The organism is Peribacillus sp. NPDC096622 (genome assembly GCF_044762665.1).
Classification (GTDB): Bacteria; Bacillota; Bacilli; order Bacillales; family DSM-1321; genus Peribacillus; species Peribacillus frigoritolerans_B.
The window spans coordinates 26076-47536 of the sequence record NZ_JBIWES010000024.1 but is presented as its reverse complement, the minus strand read 5'-3'; the positions used below and the strand labels follow the sequence as shown (position 1 = coordinate 47536).

Below are 21461 nucleotides of genomic sequence, written 5' to 3'. Positions count from 1 at the left end.
TAAGACTTTGAGTTAGATTGGACTCTATACTCGTATCTTACTGAGGGGCTCTATTTTTTTCAAACCTGATATTTAACGATCTACAGGAATGCTAATCTGCCCCGATAGTAAAGAAAAAGCCGCCTTAAAGACAGCTCTGATCTTCAGCTAACGCACCTGATAGTAAATAAGAACAATAATTATAAACTCTTATATTGCGAGATTTTTTTTACAACCTAATATACTCAATAGATAGTGGGGATATGGTAGAAAACGCCTTTCAATCGGCTAAACAACTACTTCTTGATAGAAGTCCTTCAACGGTTTTTGCAGCAGATGATTTAAAAGTAATAAGTATTTATATAGCAGTTGCTGAGATATTTGTTCAAGACTCATTAGCAAGTGTTTAACATTTTTCAAATAGCCAAAGCCGGATTCATTGCTGAATCCGGCTTTGGCTATTTCTACTATTTTTCAAAAATTGTATTTGATAGAAGACGGAACAAGTAATCCGGATGGTCGCGGAAACCTGCTTCTAACCCAATAAGAGTCACATCTTTATTCTGTTCTTTTACGATTACGGCTTGGCCCTTGGCGGTTATGTTATTTTTCCAGTGACCAGCTACGAAGAAATTATCTGAATCTGCAAAAGTCGCAACGATTTCATCATTATCCGTACCCGTGAACCATGTTGGACGATAGACAAAGCCGATATCATCCTCTCCATATCCTGCTGTTAAACCGGTTCCCACATAATCGACTTTTACGATACCATTACTGTTGGAACCTCCTACATTAATGATGTCGTCTGTAAGACCAAGTGTCTTAGTTGCTCTAGATGCACCAGCACCTACAGCTATATATTTGCCTCCTTCATTTAAGAAGCTTGTCACATTGTCTTTAAACGCATTAAATTGCCCGGCGGTCTGTAATCCAAATTCTTTATTAGCTTCAGATAGGTTGGTAGAAATGAGACTTTCCGTCCCACTATAGACAAAAATATCAAAACCGGTAAGGGCATTTTTAGCCACTTCGACTGGAGTAACTTCTGTCACATCAAAACCTAGTCTTTTCAAAGCGAGCTTTGTTCCTGCGTGTGATTTCTGTTTACCCATGCCTCCATCCTTTAATATAGCCACTTTTAAAGACGTAACAGCCACTGCATCCGCTGGTACCTCAGCAGTCCCAACCTGTAGCCCCGATTCTTTCACCGCTGCTGATACCTTATTAGCTAAAGCTTTTGCAAAGAAGTTGCCTTGTGCATCACGTACTATAGGTATTCCTTGCTTAAGCAATGCATTTACTAAATTTACCGATTGGACAGAGCTGTTCGGAATCAGAAACGGTCCTTTTCCTGAAACCGTTCCTTGACCTGTAATCCGGTTTACTTTCGTTGTATTGACTTTAATAGGATTTTGTGTGGCTACTGCCTCGAATCCCCAAAGCTCCGGTAAACTCCATGCGGAAATGTCGTACATTGCTGGGGTATCGTTCGTGATGTCTTCCCCATCCCAGAGCATCGTGTTTGCTAATCCGGCTTTCGCCTGATCCATCTCAACGAGATAAGTTCCTTTTGGATATGACACTCCATCCGCTTCAAATGCATTCACAGCTTGAACAACTTCAATATCATTATTGATCAAATGATTTACTGCCTTATTCGTAACAGTCGGATCCTTAGGGTTTAGTGGAAGTATGTAGGTTTTTGGAAATAACCCTTCCTTATGAAAAGGATGGTCAAAGTTAATTCCTCTTTTAAAAATTTCAATTTGATCAGTAATCATGGATTGCTTGTTAGCTGTTGCAAATTTCAGTGCCCCCATAATCGAATTATACATCCATCGTACGCCATCCCAATCATTTGTTGGGGCTTCTAATGTATGACCGTAAGCACCATGGTACATCGCATACATTGGTGTGAAAATTGGTGGGTAATCATCCCAGCCGGCGGAATCATCGCGCAGCGGAATATAGGTACCTTTCATGTTTTGATACAAGGGTCCTGAATAGTTCTCATGATCCTTCATTATTTCCGCTTCCATCGCTTCTGCCTGTTTATAGGCCCATTTTCCGTATAAGTCATACTCGTAATTAGGATTATGCGGAGGCGTACAAGGCTCAATTAACCCCTGCAGATTTGGCTGATAATTCTTCACATAACCATGAGTATCAAGGAACACCATCGGGTTCCATTCTTTAATGAGCTCAACCATCTCTTTTGTTTCTGGCTGCGACTGGGTGATAAAGTCACGATTAATGTCAATTCCTTCGCCATTAAAGCGGGTCGCATCAATACGTCCATCAGGGTTTTGTACGACATTGAAAATAAGAATATTATTCTCTAAAACGTCTTTCGTTGTTGCATCATTTTGGGTAGCAAAACGTTCAATTAATTGAAGGATTGCATCACTTCCGACAAATTCAGTCCCATGAATAGAACCATTAATCATAATTGGAACTTTAAAGTCAGGATTATCGGCAACCCATTCTTGAGCTTTGCCTGGATTCTTAAACATTTGCTTTCTAAGTGCCTTCACTTTTCCGAACTTCCCTTGCGTTGTCGGGTCAGCAATCGTGACAACGTAGAGTGGGTTTCCATCAGCTGATGTTCCACGGACTTCAACTTTCACACGGTTTGAAAGTTTTTCAATCTCTTTTAATTTGGAACCAATTTGTGAGAATTTCACAAAGTCATAGTTTTCGCTATTAAACTTGCTTCCGTCCTGTTCCTCATATGTATTCACATTTGTCCATTGAGGTTTCTCAGCATGTCCAGAACTCCACGGAATTACTGTTAGTAAACTAACAGCCATCAGGCCGGTTAATGCTTTTTTCTTTTTCATCCTAATACCTCCAGTATGTATATATAGTGATTTTTTGTATATATTAATTAATGCATAGTTTAATTGAGTACAACACGAAATGGCTGGCTAATGGAAAGCGCTTTAATTTTAAAACGTTGAACAAACCACATCGTTAAATATATTCTGTATTATAGTTGACCTTCCGAAACTAGTGCTGCTATAGGAGCGCATCCCAATAAAAATTAACATTGAACGACTTTGTGGAAACGCAATATCTAAACCCACATTCCCAACGGCAACTAAGCTGCTTTAATTCCTTTCTAGACTAATAAATTTCTCCTCTTCTGCATTCCACCGGTATTTACCTTCTAATGAATAAATTTCCATGCATATTTAAGAGTATCGCCTCCTTATTAAGAAATAGTTACCCACAAACTTAGATAACCGTTTTATCATATTATACACTCATTTTTGTGTTAATTGAGAATTTTCAGTTAATGATGACTGGATTTTTTTTCTATTTACACCACTTCAGAAGCATTTGTATTTATAAATAATTCACACGAGCTTCTAAATCGGTAAAAAACTCGTTTATCTGTTTTGGTAGTTTGTCCCCAACGGTCAAATTACATGGAAAAGCCATCGAATTCTATATAATTCATGGGATTTTTGATTTTGTAAACTAACAAACGAAGAAACGGTATATTTTAATCCCTCCATAGTGAAAGGTTAGCAGATATTATCGATTAAAAAAAGCTCGCAATTTAATGCGAGAAAAGAAAACCCTATATTACATTTGTTTCACCCGTTAAATCTGTTCTGGTAAACCATGAATGTTCACAAAACGTGAACATCACGATCCTATATCATGCAATTAGTCTGTATTATGTATTTCCCCACCACCAAAGTGTACCGTCCTCCATGACTGCCATGGAAAAAAACAATACATGGAGCTTATAAGTTACAATGAAAGTCCAAAATTCCGTTCTGGGGGTACTAAAAACTTTACCTTGATACTTAAGGGAATTCAGGCTAAAAAATTGCCATTTTTCAAACGATAAGGATGTAATGTCATTTCTTTAAAGTACTTTTTGAAATGACTTTTCTATCCTTAACAGGGTACGGCAAGAATTCGTTACTTTTGGAACCATAGAGGTAAAAAAGGCATAGAAGATGTCTTATACGCCATTTTTGAATGAGATCGGCATAAAAGATCCTGTAAATCCATCAGTTAACGATAAAGAAAAAGTGACGTAGAACTTCATTAATAGCTCAAATCACTATTGTCTTTAGTGAATGGCTTAAAAAAGAAATAATTCTTGCCTCACCCCTTTTAGACAAACATGATGGTTTATATTGGAAAAAGATAAGAATGGTATTGTATCATGAAAAGAGATTGAGTGATTTATATATTATTTGAAAGGGGAGTGAAAGTTGATGAATGTATTAATGATAAACATTCCGGCTGAGGGCCATGTTAATCCGACTCTTGGTGTAGTAAAAGCTTTAATTGACCGTGGAGATTCTGTTCATTACATAACCACTGAAGAATTTAAAGAGAGAATTGAAGGTTTGGGTGCGAATGTATATCTTCATCCAAATCATTTAAAGGGATTAACACCTCAAAAAGTCACTAGTATCCATGAATTTATGCAAGTCATATTAAAACTTTCCTATGATATTTTGGCTGTTGTTCAAGAATTAGCTGATTCCATCCCATTTGATTATGTGTATCATGATACGTTTGGTGCGGGACTGCTGGTCAAAGACTATTTAAACATTCCTTCTATCTCTTCATCATCTTCTTTCGCTATTCCTCAGGAGCAATTCCTGAAAATGCTAGAAAGTAGCAGGGGTCTTCCTCTAAATCCATCACCGGAAATGGAGAAAGAAAATTCGACTATAACGGAACGGATCCAGGAACGTTTCGGTGTGAAGGTAAAGCACCACTTCCAATTTATGATGAATGCTTCTGATTTGAATATTGTCTATACAAGCAGAGAGTTTCAACCAGGTGGAGAATATATGGATGATTCATATGTATTTATCGGTCCTTCCATCACGAAACGGGTGCAAACACATGATTTTCCGTTAGAGGAACTGAAAGACCAGAAAGTACTGTATATTTCAATGGGTACCATATTGCAAGGATTTGAATCTTTCTTTCAAACCTGTGTAGAGGCTTTTAGAAACTTTGAGGGGAAAGTCATATTTTCAGTGGGCATGGCTACTGATTTAGCCAAGCTGCAGCCTTTGCCGGAAAACTTCATTGTACGTAGATATTTACCGCAGCTCGAAGTTTTAAAGCATACAGACGCCTTCATTACCCATGGGGGAATGAATAGTACGAGCGAGGCTCTCTATTATGAAGTCCCCCTTGTCGTAATCCCCCAGACCTCAGATCAGCCTTTGATCGCTAATCGATTAGAGGAACTTCAAGCCGGGTTTAAAATTGATCCACATGAAGTAAGCATAGAAAAGCTACAAGAATCCGTTCAACAGATATTGTCCAATCCTGCTTATCGGGAAAATGCTAAGAAGTTGAGCAATAGCTTTAAAAAATCAGGTGGAGCAAAAGAAGCTCTAACGGCTATAGATGAGTACTTAAAAAAGGTAAGTTCGGGTATCTTCTAAGGCATATAAGGGGTACAGCCCCATGCCCATCAACCTAAGTTAAACAATACCTTCTAAAATAAAAAAACGCTATGCTTATCGTAAATAGTTTACGAGAAAGGATGGGTTTTTTTATGAATCCTACCTTCAGTGAACTGACACTTTTTGCACAAGAATTACAATGTTTTCTATCCCCAATAGTCCTGCAAGAACTGCCCAACAGGTGGGATTTCCACAGCGATCTAGTAAGTATCAAGCAAATGGACTTGTCGCCCTTTGCGTTTGGCTCTGCCAAGAAGAAGTCGCTAGTACATCACTCACGCACTTATGTAGTCGTTTAGAAGCTTCGACGGAGTCCTAATTAATAAGCCAGAAGGCCTGAATCAACGCTTTAATCCAGCAGCTGTCGCATTCCTCCAAGAAGTCTTTACTTCACTCGAAGTAGTAAAAAGGGATTTTCCTATAGAAAATCCCTTTTTACATGCCGATAACATCTGATTATATTAACTAGTTACTATAGGGTATGCACTAACCCTTTTTGAAGTGGGATACCTAAAAAATGTTAGGAAAGTGACCTATTCGCCGCAGACTGGGAATCCTAATGCCATTAAAGCTGATGCTAATTGAGATGAAATACGGATTCTAAGTGTAGCTACATCATCAATTTCAGTGACTAAAAAGAATTGGTCATTAACTTCTAGGATACAAGGTGATTGCACTCTTTCTTCCCCCTTTCTATTAAAAGCTATATTAGTATATGAAAGATATATAATAGTGTAATAGGTTAATAGTTTGTTTCTAAGAGGAAATAGTATATTTGAATTACTATGTAGATAAAGACAATCAGATCATATTAAAGTATGGAGTTTTAGCAGTTATTGTATTAGTTTTGCATTTGGAAAAGGCATTTTTGTTAACTACCCGTCACTTTCGACCTTACTATCTGATTGAAGTGACGGATTCCTAAGAACAAAAGGGAGAACAGGTCATATGGCTGACTCGTTCTCCCCTTTCTTATTTTATTTCAAAGCCTGGCATGAACTTGCTGCATATCATCATCTTTGTTATTTTTTCCATGTTATAAAATGAACCTTCTGTAAAGACAAAGACCCATTGGCTTAAATGCTCGGGTATTTGTACTTGGAGCGTTCCTTACGGATATAGGGACTGAAAAACGAATCGTGAGTATTTAGCTATTGTAGGGGCCACTATATATTCTACCGTGGTTTATTTTAAAATAAACCTCTTTAAAGAGATTCTTCCGACAATGCTCAGCAGCCAAAACGACTGCTAATTACATAATCCGCTGTTGAAGTTTGGTGATTCACCCTTGTATTCGTATCCTGCAGTCTTTGCCCTTTAGTATGTTCTCACTGGTGAAATGAGATGAAGATAGGAGGAATTATCGCTTGGCTCGATTAAGACAGGTCTCATTGGACCGCCAAAACTTAGCTTTACCTCGTTTTCTTTTATTGCTTTTAAGGCATCCAATAAAAAACTTCCATCCAGTGATACACATAACCCGGCCGCACCTCTGAATGAATTGATGCTTTGTGTTTCTTCTATTTTCCCTAAGTCCGATGAATTAGAGGATATCCTTAACTTACTTTTATCAAGGATTTCTATATGTACATTGTTATTTCTCCATTCATTTGCAAAAAGGCAGGCCCTATCAATACCCTTTAACAGTGTATTGGTGTCCAAGGTTATGATCGTTTTCAAATCTTTTGGCAGCAATCCTGATACATTAGGATAATTACCTTCAATCAGCCTTGAAAAAAGTGAGATATTATTTGATTTAAAGACGATAAAGCTTTCTGTGATGAAAATATGTATGATATCCGCTTCATTAATGAATAACTTGGTTAATTCATTAAGGCTTTTACTTGGAATGATGAAAGACCCATTCAACTTTGATTCTAAAACAAGTTCTCTTAGCGCTAAACGATGGGAATTTGTTGCAACACAAGTTAGCTTGTTTCCCTTGATAGACAAATTGACTCCTGTCAGTGCAGGTCTGGCCTCGCTTTTAGAAACGGCAAACGCAGTCTGTTTTATGATTTCCAATAATTCAACACATGGGATATTAAAATAACCAGATCCACCCATTTGAGGGGTATTTGGGTATTCCCCGGAATGTAATCCATTTAAGTTCATGACTATTTCATTTGATTTAATAGTAACTGATAGATTTTCGTTCAGCTTTACATGGATGACATCATGTAATTTTTTTACGATTCCACTTAAATATTTAGCTGATAAAACGACCGTACCCTTTTCAAAAACCTCCAATTCCTTTACACCATCAATCGTTAAAGGAATCGTTTTTTCAATGACAATATCGGAATTACTACCAAGAAGGGTTAAGCAATCGTCATTAGCCACTATCTTTATACCTGATAAAATGGGTATAGGCGTTTTTATGGAAACGGCATGGCTGACATCTGTAATCGCCTTATTGAAACATTCTTTGTTTATTTTAAATTCCATGAAATAAATTCACCCCAATATAATCGTTAAAGGAACCATTCGACAAAATCCCTTAAAATCCCTGTTCAACACTCTTATATGTTGCTTTCAGGTTCGAAGAGGCGGCTTATTGTACCACTTTCAGCCTAAAATTGAGCGTGAAAGGATATTTTCTGCAATGACAGAAAATATGAGTCTGGCTATAGGTGGTATTAGTTTAATAGGAGTCCTTTAGATGTTAAGATTCTTGGGGGAAGAGATTGAGAAATAGTAATCCATATTTAGGAGGTGTTAAATCTTGAATCATTATGCATTTTTGGCAATGGCCATCGTAAGTGAAGTGTTTGGCAGTTCGATGTTAAAAGTATCAAACGGGTTTAAAAGGTTATTCCCTTCCATTGGTGTGGTAATTGGAATGGGTTTGGCTTTTTATTGCCTGTCATTATCTCTAATAACCATCCCGCTTGGAACGGCTTATGCCATTTGGTCGGGAATAGGAACAGCTTTAACTGCTTTAGTGGGAGTTATCGTTTATAAAGAAAGCTTTAACCTGAAAAAATTTTTAGGTTTAGTCTTGATTATTGGCGGAGTGGTTGTATTGAAGCTCTCTAGTGAAGGCACTTCTTAAAAATTTAGTAATCGGAGGTAACAATATGAAAGGATACATAGCTTTAGGAATTTCAATCATAAGCGAAGTATTTGGTACGACCATGCTTAAGCTGTCTGAAGGCTTCACACATTTATTCGCTTCATTTGGGGTTATAATAGGATTTGGAATTGCATTTTATAGTTTATCTGTATGTCTTAAAACAATTCCGTTAAGCTTAGCATACGCCATTTGGTCAGGAATAGGCACAGCTTTAACAGCATTGATTGGCGTACTTTTATGGAATGAGCCATTCAGTATCACTACATTAGGCGGCTTAGTATTAATAATCGGCGGAGTGGTTTTACTAAATGCTTCCCATACCTCCAAACAAGCGGAAGGAGAATCAAACTAAGTTTGACTCTCCTACTCTCCCCGCTCATTCAAAAATATTAATATCTATAAGTTTAACACGATACCTTGAACTGAATTAGAAAAGTCCGCCCGGCATCTCTTTTTAAGAGTCATTTCTTCTTTTCATTTCATCCTTAGCCTTCACCAAGTCCTCCGTGCAAAGTCCGTGAACTTGAATTTATCGGGTCTATGCCTGGATTCACTATATTGAAACAAGCTTCCATCGATTAAATGGACCGTACTTTTCACAACTGCCACCATATCGAAGTCTTCAATGTCCAATAATTGTTTATCTTCTTCACTGCATGGCTCCACGGTAATTTCCTTATTGGAAAACCCAATCTGGAGACCGAGTTCCTTTTCGATATATCCATAAATCGAATCCTCACAAATTTCCTTGGTCAGATTAGTTACGAACTCGCTTTTGAAATAGTCTTTGTCCAGTATGATCTTCTTCCCATTGATTTGCCGTACCCGGAAGACCTTCCATACTTTACCATCATCAGTTAAGTCCAGAAGCTTGGCCATGTTCGAGTCGGGGGTCTCAAGCTCCAACTTATGAATGATCGTTTTGGAATGCAAATTCAACTTTTCCACCATTTCTTTATAGGAAATCAACCCTGCTACAGGAAAATTAAATTTGCTGAAATCCAAGACAAATGAACCCTTGCCTTTGATTTTATGGATATATCCATTTTGTTCAAGCAACTGTAAGGACTTTCTCACAGTATCCCTGGATATATCATACTCTTCCATGAAGCTGCTTTCGGAAGGAAGCTTTGAATTTGTCGGATAGGTTCCTTCTTCAATTTTTGAAACGATATCACCATATAGCGATAGATATTTGCTGTTCATTTCATCACCACAATATATTTTTCTTAGTCTGCTACTCATACTTTTTCAACAAATAGACAACCGATTCATAGGGACGAAGGATAAAATCACCTGCAATTTCTTTCGAATCGATATAGTTTGAAAGCAGGAGCTCTGAGTTGTATCCCGATAGGTCAATATCCTTTGGCATTTCGAAGGACGCTTCATTTGCATAAAAGTTATTGATGACCAAAAGTTTCTCGTCTTCATGACTGCGTACATAAGCGAACAAAGCTTCATGGTCGCCAAGAATTTCCTGATAGTGCCCATATGCAATGATATCATGTTTCTTGCGTAAGAATATAAGTTTTTGGTAATGATGAAAAATGGAATCCTGATCCATTAGTGCGTGTTCAGCGTTGATGTTCTTAACATCATCAGGCACCGTAATCCATGGAGTCCCTTTTGTAAATCCTGCATGCTCCGTATTTTCCCACTGCATGGGAGTTCTCGAGTTATCACGGGATTTAGCTTGAAGGATTTCGATTATTTCCTTTTCATCCTTGCCTGCCTCTTTTAAAATATTATAATAATTAATCGATTCCACGTCCCGATATTGTCCAATATCATTGAATTTCGGGTTGGTCATCCCTATTTCCTCCCCTTGATAAATATAAGGGGTTCCCCTAAGCATATGAATGGCTGTTGCCAGCATCTTGGCCGATTCCTTATGATACTCTTGATCATTCCCAAACCTGGATACGATCCTCGGCTGGTCATGGTTGCACCAGAACAGGGCATTCCACCCGTTTCCTTCTTGCATCCCATATTGCCAGCTGCTTAGGATCTCCTTTAACTGCCCGAAGTCAAAATCTGCAAGTGACCACTTTTCCCCATCCTTATAATCCACCTTTAGATGATGGAAACTGAATACCATGGACAGCTCGCTTTCAACTGGAGATGAATATTTGATGCAATGGTCAATGGTCGTCGATGACATTTCCCCTACAGTCATCACCTCTTCATCCTTCCCGAAAGTTTCTTCATTCATCTCTTTAAGGAATTGATGAATTTTGGGACCGTCTGTATAAAAGCATCGTCCATCTCCATCTTTGTCATTTTCATAGATGTCAGGTTTCGAAATAAGATTGATGACATCCAAACGGAATCCTTTTACACCTTTTTCCATCCAGAAGTTTACTATATTGAAGATTTCCTGCCTTACTTTGGGATTTTCCCAGTTAAGGTCAGCTTGTGTCCGATCGAACAAATGGAGGTAGTATTCATCATGTTCCGCTACATATTCCCATGCAGGGCCCCCGAATTTCGAAATCCAATTGGTAGGGGGCTCTCCATTTTTCGATTTCTTGAAAATATAATAGTCCTTATATTCTTTCTCTCCAGCCAATGCTTTTTGGAACCATTCATGCTCTGTTGATGTATGGTTGAATACCATATCAAGCATGATTTGGATATCCCGTGAATTAGCTTCCTTCACCAATCTTTCGAAATCATCCATCGTCCCAAAAACAGGATCAATGGATGTATAATCCGCTACATCATATCCGTTATCATTTTGCGGTGAACGATAAAAAGGCGTCAGCCAAATATAATCCACTCCCAGTTTATTCAGATAATCAAGTTTTTCTATAACTCCATTTATATCCCCGATGCCGTCACCGTTCGAGTCCTTAAATGACTTCGGATAAATTTGATAGATGGTACTTTTTTTAAAATCCTTCATTGTGATTCCTCCTCTGCTATCCCAGATGTATCTTTTGTAAGTATGGTAAAAAAGAGGGAGAATCCTTCTCCCTCCGCGTTATTAAGCATTTAATTTCGTTGTTTTCGTTCTAGTTTTCAAGTTCATTTTAGGACGCTTGGAGAATGCTATAGTCAAAATGAATGGCACAACGAAAGCAACCAACATCGCGAGTGCAAACATTCCCATATGCTGTGGTTGGATGGATAGGATACCTGGAATCCCTCCAACACCAATGGAATTTGCCATTACTCCAGATCCGACTGAAACGATGCCTGCGAAAAGTGAACCGATCATACCGGCTAAGAACGGAAAGCCGTATTTCAGATTAATCCCGAACATGGCTGGCTCGGTTACACCGAGATAACATGAAATCGTAGCGGGTATGGAAACTTGTCTTTCCTCCTGGTCCTTTCTGTTGATGTAAATCATTGCAAGCACGGCCGTTCCTTGTGCAATATTGGATAATGCGATCATTGGCCATAGGTTCGTACCGCCAAGTTCACTCATAAGCTGAAGATCGATTGCGTTTGTCATGTGATGCAGTCCCGTGATGACAAGGGGTGCATAAGCAAAGCCGAAAACGGCAGCAAATAGCCAACCAACTGATGAAGTCAATCCGGAATATACAACCGTAGAAATGACAGAACCGATTTTCCAGCCTATAGGCCCCAATATGGTATGGGCAATGATTACAGTTGGAAGTAAAGCGAAAAATGGAACGACGATCATGGAAATGGAATTGTGCACTTTATCTCTCAAGAACCGTTCTAAATACGCCAGGACGAACCCTGCAAGTATCGCTGGGATGACTTGGGCCTGGTAGCCGATCATATCGACCTGGGCAAAACCGAAATCCCAAAAAGGTATGTCACTTGCCTTCGTGTTTGCCACTGCATATGCATTAAGAAGCTGTGGGGAAACCAGGGTCAAACCAAGGACGATCCCGAGAATTTGAGTCGTGCCCATTTTCTTCGAGATCGACCATGTAATCCCAACAGGAAGAAAATGAAAAATAGCTTCACCTATCAGCCAAAGGAAGGCGTGTACCCCTGCCCAAAATTGTGAAATATCCACAAGGGTCTTTGTGCTATCATCGAACATTTTTATATCGCCGATGATATTGCGGAACCCAAGAATGAGTCCGCCAACGACTATGGCAGGAATCAGCGGGGTGAAAATATCAGCTAAATGTGCAATCATACGCTGCAGCCAGCTCATATTCTGTTTAGCCGCATTTTTCACATCTTCTTTTGACGCTTCCTGAAGTCCAGCAATGGAAACGAATTCATTATAAAACGATGATACTTCGTTCCCGATTATGACCTGGAACTGGCCAGCTTGCGTAAACGTTCCTTTCACAAGCTTAATCGATTCGATATTCGTTACATCCGCCTTGGCGGGATCTTTCAACGCAAAACGCATTCTTGTCGCACAATGCGTAACCGTCGCAATATTTTCTTTCCCTCCGACATGTTGAAGCAAATCCGTTGCTGGCTCTGTGTATTTACCCATTTCACTACTTCCTTTCCCTAGAAAGCAAAATATAGTTGTTTTTATAACCTGTACGTATAGGTTCTGTATACGCTTTCATATTATCCTGTACGTACAGGTTATGTCAAGAACTTTTTCCCTCACTTTAAAAGGATTGATTATCATGTAGTTTCATTACTATTCTGTTATTGCTAATTTGGATTTTTGGATAACTTTCATATTATCCCATAATTAAAACGAGTAGCTGGAAAATTCCGAAATGGGGTATAATGGTGATATAACCTCTCAATTAACATTTTAATGGTTAGAATTTAGTAGGAACATGGGAGATGAACTTATGTCTGAAACTAATAAATTTCCACTTATATCAGGTAATCTTTCTCTGGATTTAGTGAATACGGAACTGGTCAGTCGTGGTCAACGGCAAGACTTATTTCTATCAGAAGGGGATGTACTGGACTGGATTTCTGTAATAAAAGGGAAAAACTCATATTTGGAGAATCCGTTATCCTTAAAAATTGAAGAGAGAATTCAAAAGGTTTTTGCAGGCATTCTAGAAATGCGTACTATTTTAAGAAAACAATTTGAATTAATAGCTGATGGGAATCCGATTCCTGATGAGTTTATCGCCTATTTAGAAAATAAAATCGAAAAATCACCTTTCACTTATAAATTAAGTGATCAAAAACTGGTTCCCATACCTGTTGGTGAAGCGGAAGATATCCTGCAATCTTATATTGCCTTTGACACATTAACTTTAATTGCAGAAAATAAGCTGTCATCACTAAAGCGATGCTCGAATGATGACTGCGTCCTGTTATTTATCGATGAAAGCGGAAGACGCAAGTGGTGTTCAATGAAAATATGCGGGAATAGAAAAAAGGTAGCCCGATTTCAACACCGGAAATTTGATGAGTAATGAAGAGCCAACTTATATAAGTTGGCTTTTTTTATGGATACTCAAACTAACCTTTAAAAATGGTTTTGACAGGTTAATATATTTCATGTAAAGTCTAATTATATAAATAAGGAGGGGGCATTTTGGACCGTATTTCAGTAGCGAGACATAAAATTCATATCCGTTATTTATCTAAGATGAAGGGAAAAGGAAGAAGCCCTTTACAGATAAATGTAAAGGACGCGATAACGGGACTGTTTGGGGGATTTTTAACTATATTCGCTTTAATTCTCTTAACAAAAATAACATCAACAGTGTGGTTAATGGCTCCATTTGGCGCCAGCTGTGTACTGGCGTTCGGTCTTTGGAACGCCCCATTATCACAGCCGCGGAATATTATTGGCGGCCATTTTGTTTCAACATTCGTAGGTTTAGCTTCCTTTCATTTTTTTGGCGATGAACCTTGGGCAATCGGCTTGGCTGTGGGATTAGCAATTGCCGTGATGATGCTGACAAAAACGACGCACCCGCCAGCTGGGGCAGACCCGCTTGTAGTCATGCTTGGCCAGTATAGCTGGAGTTATTTATTTACGCCTGTTTTAACTGGTGCCGTGTTAATCGTTTTACTGGCATTGTTAATTAATAATTTGCGCAGTAATCGGAGCTATCCAACTTTTTGGATTTGATTGTTTTTTAAAGTGTTATTAGATAAAGTAAAAAGTAATTTTACCATGTTTCACTATCATGAAAAAGTTAAAAACGAGGAACTCTCAGGGTCCTCGTTTGTCAGCTATAAGTGCTGGTATTCCTGTAAATTAAGATCTCCCACGCCTTTCAATATCCTTTATCTTCCATCATTTAGTTTGACATGCGTTTCGGCAACTTCCACACCATTTACTAGGAGTGATATTCGGTGGATTCCCATGTAATGTCGACGTGTCGTCAGGTCTTTCCAATTGTGAATCCTCACTCTTTCAACTCCTTCACCATCTGAAAAATCCCTATCAGCCAAAAGGAAAATTTTACGGGAAGTTTTCTGATTGGCTTTTACAAAATCGATGGCGTACTCAATACGAAGTTTCGCCGTATTCTTCGCGTCCACTTGAAACTTGAAATGAAGCTCACTGGTTTCCCCAATAAAAATCGAGTCTGGTTCATTTCTAATAAATGCATTTGTAATGATATTCGGATTATTCAATATATCCGTGTATCCAAATAATGAAAGGACTTCTGGATCTGCTTGCCGAACAAGGGTCCGGCATCCCCGACGGACAATCCAAATCGTGTTGGGTTCTCCGCTTTCATACCAGCGCTTGGCAGTTTCTATTACGGTTTTGGGATGGTCTTTGGCAATATCATTCAAGTTATTGGCCACACTTTTGCGAACATATAGGGATGGATCATTTTTCAGGTTCTCAAGTAATTCCAAGACTGGTGCCGGATCGGATTTGAACATCGGTAAAGCTTGGCCCCAAGGTAACCTGGGCCTGCACCCCTCACTTGCCAGCCTGCGGACATGCTCATCATCATGATTGGTCCATTCCTTCATCTTCTCGATCATTAAAACGGGATCAAGCAAGATAAAAGCACGGATGGCAAATTCGGAGGATGACCTTGCAGTAAAACGCTCCAACGCATCTAGCGATAATGGCCAATCTTTCTTATTCAATCCATGTACCTCTACAAAATCCGGGAAAAATAAATATCTAAACCCTTCACAATCCTTTTCAAGCCGATACAAAATATCCAAAGCCTCTTGATAATCACTTGGAAGATGCTTTCCAAGAATAATCGAAATGTGTCTAATTCGTTCCTTTAACTTTCTTTCGTCCCAATGTTCATCCATAACTTTCCCAATGAACGATTCAGTAGAAAATGACGGATACACGCCTCTTACTTTTTCACTGAATTCACGAATGAACGTTTCATTATATAAATCCTTTAAAGGCTCAGCCATTTCATTCACTTCTTTTCTTCAGGTTAAATTTGCTTTTGGATACTTGCACTACCTATCAGCTATCATTTCAACTTATTTTATGCACTCTCATCCATAGAGCGATGCATATCATTAAAAAAGGACAGCTTACTTTACAGAACAAGTCTGTCCAAAATCAAGTGAAGTTCATTCATCACTATTTGGAATGGCTGCATAAGAGCTGATTCTATAGGAATCTATATCCCTCTTTCCAATGGATATAATCTTTGTACCAGAACCCGTTTCCCATAAGTCCATCTAATATCCCCATACAAAATCCCTCCCGAAATTTTCCTTTGTGTATAGTATGATAGTAGTAGCATATAAAGTAAAATATTCCTACCATATTAATGAATTAATCAAAACGACAAAATGCCCACTCGAAGAGCAAGGGCCTGCTTCTAGCTTTTATCAAAGAAAAAAGGTCAGTCCCACTGTGTTAATACTTTAACACAGCGGTGACTGACCCCATTGTCTATTAGACATTTTGATTTTAGCTTTATCTGACCTTTCTACTTATCTATTTAATTGTTTCACTTTTACAGGCTTTTTTTCCTTGCTTAATTTGATGATTTGTCCGATAATACTGATGGCAATTTCTTCTGATGTTTCCGAGTCAATTTCCAATCCGATTGGAGAATGGACCTGCTCCAACTGTTCTTGCGTGACCCCTTCACTTTTTAACTTTTCAAATATGCTTATGACCTTGCGTTTACTGGCTACCATCCCAACATATGCAATCGGAAATTGCAGTGCCGTTTTTAATACAATATCATCACAATCTTTTGTAACAATTACCACATATGATTTTTCATTTAGGTTGGCTGCGAGCAAAGCCTTTCCAATATCCTCGTTCACAAAAAGGTTTGCCGCATTCGGAAAGCGTTCCTTTGTACAATAACTAACGCGATCATCGACAATGCAATAAGGATATTCGAGGAAATCAGCGAGCTTTGCCAACGCATGGCCTAAATGACCGGCCCCAGCGAGAATGAGTTCAGGCCTGCTTGTATAGACTTCAATAAAGACCCGTAACGTGCCGCCACAATTCATCTGAATTCCGTCTTTTGCATGTTTATTCAATTTATATTCAACGATTTTCGATTGGCCATTTTGGATCGCCTTTACACTATCTTCGATCACATAGTGTTCAGCCAAGCCCCCTCCGACAGTCCCTTCAATGGTACCATCCCGGTAGACAATCATTTTTCCAACATGCCTGGGAGTCGAGCCCTTTGATTCAATAATCATGGCTAAAGCAAAGGTTTCGTTTTGACGCGTCAGCATGGCCACTTTTTCCATCAGCTGCATGAAAAGCTCCCCCCTATCTTTAAACATTAATTCGGTTGATATTGCTTCATGCTAAGAAAATAACGTAAAAGATGTAACGCAACGGTTTTTCTGTAAGCCGCAGTGGAGCGTTGATCGTCGATTGGTCTAATGATCTTATCGAAGGCTGCCACAATTTCAGCGATGTCTGCATCGGCTAATGGTATCGTTTTTCCAACCAGCTTCTTCTCAATATCAATGGAACGAACCATCGTAGGACCGACCGCCCCGAAGGCAAATCGAATGTCATCGATTCGATCTTTGCTTATCCGGACGAAACCCGCAAACGATACTTTGGCAATGGCATCTGCGTTGCGGTTGCCGACTTTCTCGAAAACGACATGTGAATCTCCTAATACGAACGGCAGAATAATCTCCGTTACTATTTCATTGTGAAAGCGTTGAACCTGTCGTGGACCTTGAATGAAATCGCTGATCGCAACCATGCGATCACCATTTACGGAGCGCAACAGAAGCTTTGCATTGTATACATATAATAAAGGAAGCATGTCACCGGCTGGAGAGGCGTTGCAAATATTACCGCCTAATGTTCCCCGGTTTCTAATTGCCGGGGCAGCTATTGTTTTAATTGCATTCTTTAAAGCAAAAGGAATCAACGGATTTTCAAGTAATTCACTATAGGTACAGCAGGCCCCGATGTGGAGATCCTTGTGATGTTGATACACCTGCTTTAATTCGGAAAGATGATTAATAAAAACAATCGGTTTAGGGATTTTTGGAGGTACTCCCCTTCTACTTTTGTGAAGAACCATAACATCGGTGCCTCCGGCCATGATTGCACAATCTTCTCTATTCAATTGGCTCAGAGTTTCGTCTAAACTCTCGAAGCGATACGCTGTTATTTTCTCTATCATAAGCCATCACCTTTTTTAGCTGCTAGGTTAATCGCCTCAACAATCATATTGTAGCCCGTACATCGGCACAGATTTCCGGAGATGCCCTCACGAATTTCAGCCTCTGAAGGATGAGGATTTTCAGATAACAAAGCTGCACTTGCCATAATCATTCCCGGTATGCAATAGCCGCATTGCACTCCCCCGGCGATGGAATAGCTTTCATCTAAAATTTTAAATTGTTCCGTTTCAATGATGCCTTCGATCGTTTGAATATCGGCACCAGCAATCGAGCCAATTGGAATAAGGCAGCTGTTTTGCAGGAGGTTATTCACAAAAACACTGCAGGCTCCGCACTCCCCTTCACCACAGCCTTCCTTTGTTCCGATTAACTCAAACTCATCTCTTAATAAATCTAGTAATCTTGCTGTAGCAGGGGCGTCAGTTTCTACCGTTCTTCCATTTAGTGTGAATTTAATCAACCCTCTTCACCTTCTTTCATCCAAAGACTTTCAATAATGGCTTCCGGTGTAATCGGAATTTGCTGAAATGAAGTGTGCAGGGCATCCTCAATCGCCGCTTGGACTGCTGGAGCGCCTCCGATTAAAGTCAATTCACCTGCGCCCTTCGCCCCGTATGGACCGTCAGCATAGGGGTTATCAAAGACCTTGCTTTCAATTGAAACAACATCCAATGAAGTCGGCGGTCCATAATCCGATATGCTTTTTTGTTGGATTCTACCTTGTTTTGACGTCATCTTTTCTAGATAACCGTATGCTAGCCCTTGAGCCAAACCACCGTCAATTTGGCCTTTCATAATCCGTTCATCGATGACCTTCCCAACTTCATAATTGCCGTATACTTTTTCTAACTTTAAATTACCTGTTAACGTATCAATTTCTACTTCAACGATATTAACGCCCCATGAATAAGCCGGGTAGGCATCTCCAGTGAAGGTTTTCTCGTCCCAAGGAATCATTTCACGGTGAACATAGTGCTCAACTACTTCCTGTTCCACCCCAGTTTGCCACTGATTCTTAAGTTTTTTTGCGGCCCGTTCAAGCAATTTTCCGACAATCATCGTCGTCCTGGAAGCTACGGTCGGACCCGAGTCGGGAACCTCTTTTGTGTCGGGATAAGGGTACAAAATATCTTCGAACGGGAGGTTAAGTTCTTTGGCGACAATTTTACACAACGTCGTCAAAATACCTTGTCCCATATCAGAGTTTGAGATTTTTAGTGATACCTGGTCGTCCTTTGATTTAACCAGTTTCACCTTTGCTTTAATATGATCTCTTTCGCCACTGCCAGTAAATCCACAGCCGTGGAGGAACAGCGAAGTTCCTATGCCTTTTTTATAGCGCTGATTTTGTTGATTTAAGCGCTGAAAGTCTTCTTTTTTCTTTTTGTATTCTGACACGTTGAGTACGTCCTCAATCATTTCTTCCACTAATATCGGGTCGCGGAATTTACCTTTGGTGATGGTGGGGTCTCCTTGTTTGACGAGGTATTTTCGTTTATATTCAAGCGGGTCGATTTTTGCCAGTTTACTAAGATGTCCAATATGACTTTCGATTCCGGCAAAGCTTTGAGGAGCACCAAAGCCTCTGAAGGCGCCGTTCGGAACGGTATTGGTTTTTAAGACATAGCCTTTTGCATGAAAATGCGGAATTTTATAAACACCGGCACTGTTTATTAATGCGCGCTGCAGCACGACAGAGCTCAACCCCACATTTGCCCCTCCATCGAGAAAGATGTCAACACACATGCTCAAAATATTACCTTCCTTATCAAGGGCCGTCCGATATTTGAGTTTGGCCGGATGCCTTTTCGTCGTTACCAGCATATCCTCAGAACGGTCGAACACGAGCATTACCGATTTTTTGACTGCTCTTGCGGCAACGGCTACGTGACAAGCCATCATAGAAGGATAATCTTCTTTGCCGCCAAAACCTCCGCCGGTAGGACTTTGAACAACTCTGACTTCATCGTCACCACAGGCTAATGCGCTTAGCAATGCATTTTTTATATAATAAAGACATTGCATCGATCCCTGGACGACAATTTCATCATCCTTATAAACGGCGAGCATTCCTTGCGGCTCAAGATAGACATGCTCCTGATAACCCGTATCATATTCTTCTTCGATGATTTGATGGGCTCCCTGCTCGATAGCTGAAATGTTTTCTAAGCTTTCCCCAAATTCATAGCTTGCCAAAACTAAGGATACTGATTTTTGCTTGATCGCTTCGTCCAATGTATAGATAGCCTGATGTTCTTCAAATTCAACCTTCACTTCATTTAACAAACTGTACAGGATATCCAGGTCTTTGCCCGTGAGCATGAGAATTGGCTCACCAATATAATTGACCCACTCATTGGCAAAAATGGGCTGATCTTCTTTGATAATTTTGACATAATTCGGTCCGGGGATATGCTCTGCTCCAACAGCTTCATACCCTTCCGGAAGGTTAGGTAATTGAATGGATATGATTTTTCCATAAGCAATTGGCGATCGATACAAAACACCATAAACCATATTTTCCACTTTCACGTCACTAATATAGGGCAACTGGCCCGATACTTTACCTTTATGGTCCTTTTTGGGCACTGAGGTGCTTATGTCTTTGAGATTCATTGCAACAACACCCTTCGACTCATTTTTTTAATGGGAAACCTCTTCCTATGATTTTATCAATGAGAATGAACTTTTATGATTCATTTCTATTAAAGATTTTCGTAGTTTATAATTTTATTTTTACTTCGAGAAATTTAAAGCATTATGATAATCAATGACTTTTTGGTAATCCTCCGGTGTATCAACATCCATTAATACTCCCGCATCATCTACATTCATGTATTGCTTTTCGTAACCGCCCAGGACCACACGCAAATTACTTTCTGGATTGGTTTCGAGAATTTTCTTTTTCACTTCGCTTGATAATTTAATGGGATGGCCGCCTTTATAGTCAAAGCTGGGAATAACCACGTTTCCTTTGTGTTTTGCTAGTAGCTGAATAGTTTCTTTTTTTACAAGCGGACAATCGCCGGGTGTTATAAAGAAGGTTGGGGCTTTTACTTCGCTGCAGCCCTTTTGAATGGAATGAAACATTCCCTGGTTAAAGTTTTCATTATAAACAAACTTGATCTGAAATGAATAGGCATTTTCACTGATGATTTTGACAATTTCCTCTTGGATGATTTTCGCTTGAAATCCAGCTACGACGATGACCCTGCTGCATAATCCTTCAAATTTAGAGATCGTTTGCCCCAACACGCTCATTTGCCCCATCGGCAAAGTCATTTTAAATGCATTCGCTCGGCTGGAATATCCAGCAGCTAGGACGATTGCTTCCATATTCGTCACCTTCTACCTATCATTTTTCTTAATTCTCACAATAAAAGCACAAGCGGTGTAAGGATTTGCTGTATGGACTATTAAGAGAACATTGATTGTTTATGTTTTGAATT

Annotated in this window: 18 protein-coding genes and 2 pseudogenes; 8 read left to right on the top strand and 12 right to left on the bottom strand. The window is 39.4% G+C overall.

The genetic code is table 11. The annotated features are described in order from the left end of the window. The first annotated feature begins 242 nt into the window (after nucleotides 1-242). The gene (locus tag ACIQYG_RS24465; protein ID WP_402843524.1) at nucleotides 243-389 is read left to right on the top strand and encodes a hypothetical protein; all 147 of its coding nucleotides are present in this window, start codon (nucleotides 243-245) and stop codon (nucleotides 387-389) included. Between the two features lie 57 nt (nucleotides 390-446). Here ACIQYG_RS24465 and ACIQYG_RS24460 read toward each other — a convergent pair whose 3' ends face one another. Continuing rightward, nucleotides 447-2822, bottom strand: a complete 2376-nt coding sequence (locus ACIQYG_RS24460; protein WP_402843521.1) for a M14 family zinc carboxypeptidase — start codon at nucleotides 2820-2822, stop codon at nucleotides 447-449. 1398 nt (nucleotides 2823-4220) lie between these two features. Here ACIQYG_RS24460 and ACIQYG_RS24455 point away from each other — a divergent pair. Next, nucleotides 4221-5417, top strand: coding sequence for a macrolide family glycosyltransferase (locus tag ACIQYG_RS24455; RefSeq protein WP_402843532.1), 1197 nt, complete (start codon nucleotides 4221-4223; stop codon nucleotides 5415-5417). A gap of 113 nt (nucleotides 5418-5530) precedes the next feature. Continuing rightward, nucleotides 5531-5834: pseudogene (locus ACIQYG_RS24450) on the top strand (IS4 family transposase); the annotation flags it as partial. Nucleotides 5835-5971: 137 nt separating this feature from the next. On the opposite strand, the gene ACIQYG_RS24445 reads toward ACIQYG_RS24450, so the two are convergent. Then, nucleotides 5972-6115, bottom strand: coding sequence for a DUF3956 family protein (locus ACIQYG_RS24445; protein ID WP_402843519.1), 144 nt, complete (start codon nucleotides 6113-6115; stop codon nucleotides 5972-5974). A 640-nt stretch (nucleotides 6116-6755) separates the two neighbouring features. Then, complete coding sequence (gene dnaN, locus ACIQYG_RS24440) at nucleotides 6756-7886, bottom strand: DNA polymerase III subunit beta (protein WP_402843518.1); 1131 nt, start codon at nucleotides 7884-7886, stop codon at nucleotides 6756-6758. A gap of 277 nt (nucleotides 7887-8163) precedes the next feature. Here dnaN and ACIQYG_RS24435 point away from each other — a divergent pair, with 277 nt between their 5' ends. Both ACIQYG_RS24435 and ACIQYG_RS24430 read left to right on the top strand, forming a co-directional pair. Next, nucleotides 8164-8493 carry a DMT family transporter gene (locus ACIQYG_RS24435; RefSeq protein WP_402843516.1) on the top strand — a complete coding sequence of 110 codons (330 nt, stop codon included), beginning with the start codon at nucleotides 8164-8166 and terminating at the stop codon, nucleotides 8491-8493. 25 nt (nucleotides 8494-8518) lie between these two features. Beyond that, nucleotides 8519-8866, top strand: a complete 348-nt coding sequence (locus ACIQYG_RS24430) for a DMT family transporter (RefSeq protein ID WP_402843513.1) — start codon at nucleotides 8519-8521, stop codon at nucleotides 8864-8866. 140 nt (nucleotides 8867-9006) lie between these two features. Here the strand turns inward: ACIQYG_RS24430 and treR are convergent, their stop codons facing one another. The 3 genes from treR to treP all read right to left on the bottom strand — a co-directional run bounded on the left by treR (nucleotide 9007) and on the right by treP (nucleotide 12955). After that, nucleotides 9007-9720 carry a trehalose operon repressor gene (treR, locus tag ACIQYG_RS24425; RefSeq protein ID WP_402843510.1) on the bottom strand — a complete coding sequence of 238 codons (714 nt, stop codon included), beginning with the start codon at nucleotides 9718-9720 and terminating at the stop codon, nucleotides 9007-9009. Between the two features lie 31 nt (nucleotides 9721-9751). Next, a complete protein-coding gene (treC, locus tag ACIQYG_RS24420; protein WP_402843507.1) occupies nucleotides 9752-11422 on the bottom strand; it encodes an alpha,alpha-phosphotrehalase in 1671 nt (556 codons plus the stop codon). Between the two features lie 81 nt (nucleotides 11423-11503). Beyond that, on the bottom strand, nucleotides 11504-12955 hold the full coding sequence (gene treP, locus ACIQYG_RS24415) for a PTS system trehalose-specific EIIBC component (protein ID WP_402843505.1): 1452 nt from the start codon (nucleotides 12953-12955) through the stop codon (nucleotides 11504-11506). Between the two features lie 316 nt (nucleotides 12956-13271). Between treP and ACIQYG_RS24410 the strand changes: the two genes are divergently transcribed. Together ACIQYG_RS24410 and ACIQYG_RS24405 are read left to right on the top strand one after the other, a co-directional pair. Further along, entirely contained in the window at nucleotides 13272-13853 is a 582-nt protein-coding gene (locus ACIQYG_RS24410; protein ID WP_402843502.1) for a CGNR zinc finger domain-containing protein, read from the top strand. Between the two features lie 122 nt (nucleotides 13854-13975). Next, nucleotides 13976-14518 (top strand): HPP family protein, encoded by a 543-nt coding sequence (locus ACIQYG_RS24405; protein ID WP_402843499.1) that lies wholly within the window; start codon nucleotides 13976-13978, stop codon nucleotides 14516-14518. 158 nt (nucleotides 14519-14676) lie between these two features. Here the strand turns inward: ACIQYG_RS24405 and ACIQYG_RS24400 are convergent, their stop codons facing one another. Continuing rightward, nucleotides 14677-15789 (bottom strand): DNA alkylation repair protein, encoded by a 1113-nt coding sequence (locus ACIQYG_RS24400; protein WP_402843496.1) that lies wholly within the window; start codon nucleotides 15787-15789, stop codon nucleotides 14677-14679. A gap of 98 nt (nucleotides 15790-15887) precedes the next feature. On the opposite strand from ACIQYG_RS24400, the pseudogene ACIQYG_RS24395 reads away from it, so the two are divergent. After that, nucleotides 15888-15985: pseudogene (locus ACIQYG_RS24395) on the top strand (IS6 family transposase); the annotation flags it as partial. Between the two features lie 338 nt (nucleotides 15986-16323). Here the strand turns inward: ACIQYG_RS24395 and ACIQYG_RS24390 are convergent. From ACIQYG_RS24390 to ACIQYG_RS24370, 5 genes are all read right to left on the bottom strand, one after another. After that, nucleotides 16324-17118: an XdhC family protein gene (locus ACIQYG_RS24390; RefSeq protein ID WP_402843493.1), complete on the bottom strand. Its 795-nt coding sequence runs from the start codon at nucleotides 17116-17118 to the stop codon at nucleotides 16324-16326. A 26-nt stretch (nucleotides 17119-17144) separates the two neighbouring features. Further along, nucleotides 17145-18011, bottom strand: coding sequence for an FAD binding domain-containing protein (locus tag ACIQYG_RS24385; protein ID WP_402843490.1), 867 nt, complete (start codon nucleotides 18009-18011; stop codon nucleotides 17145-17147). After that, the gene (locus ACIQYG_RS24380) at nucleotides 18008-18472 is read right to left on the bottom strand and encodes a (2Fe-2S)-binding protein (protein ID WP_034312987.1); all 465 of its coding nucleotides are present in this window, start codon (nucleotides 18470-18472) and stop codon (nucleotides 18008-18010) included. The genes ACIQYG_RS24385 and ACIQYG_RS24380 overlap by 4 nt, the downstream gene beginning before the upstream one ends. After that, nucleotides 18469-20628, bottom strand: a complete 2160-nt coding sequence (locus ACIQYG_RS24375) for a xanthine dehydrogenase family protein molybdopterin-binding subunit (protein ID WP_402843486.1) — start codon at nucleotides 20626-20628, stop codon at nucleotides 18469-18471. The genes ACIQYG_RS24380 and ACIQYG_RS24375 overlap by 4 nt, the downstream gene beginning before the upstream one ends. Before the next feature lie 120 nt (nucleotides 20629-20748). Beyond that, nucleotides 20749-21348 (bottom strand): nucleotidyltransferase family protein, encoded by a 600-nt coding sequence (locus tag ACIQYG_RS24370; RefSeq protein WP_402843483.1) that lies wholly within the window; start codon nucleotides 21346-21348, stop codon nucleotides 20749-20751. Between the last annotated feature and the right edge of the window lie 113 nt (nucleotides 21349-21461).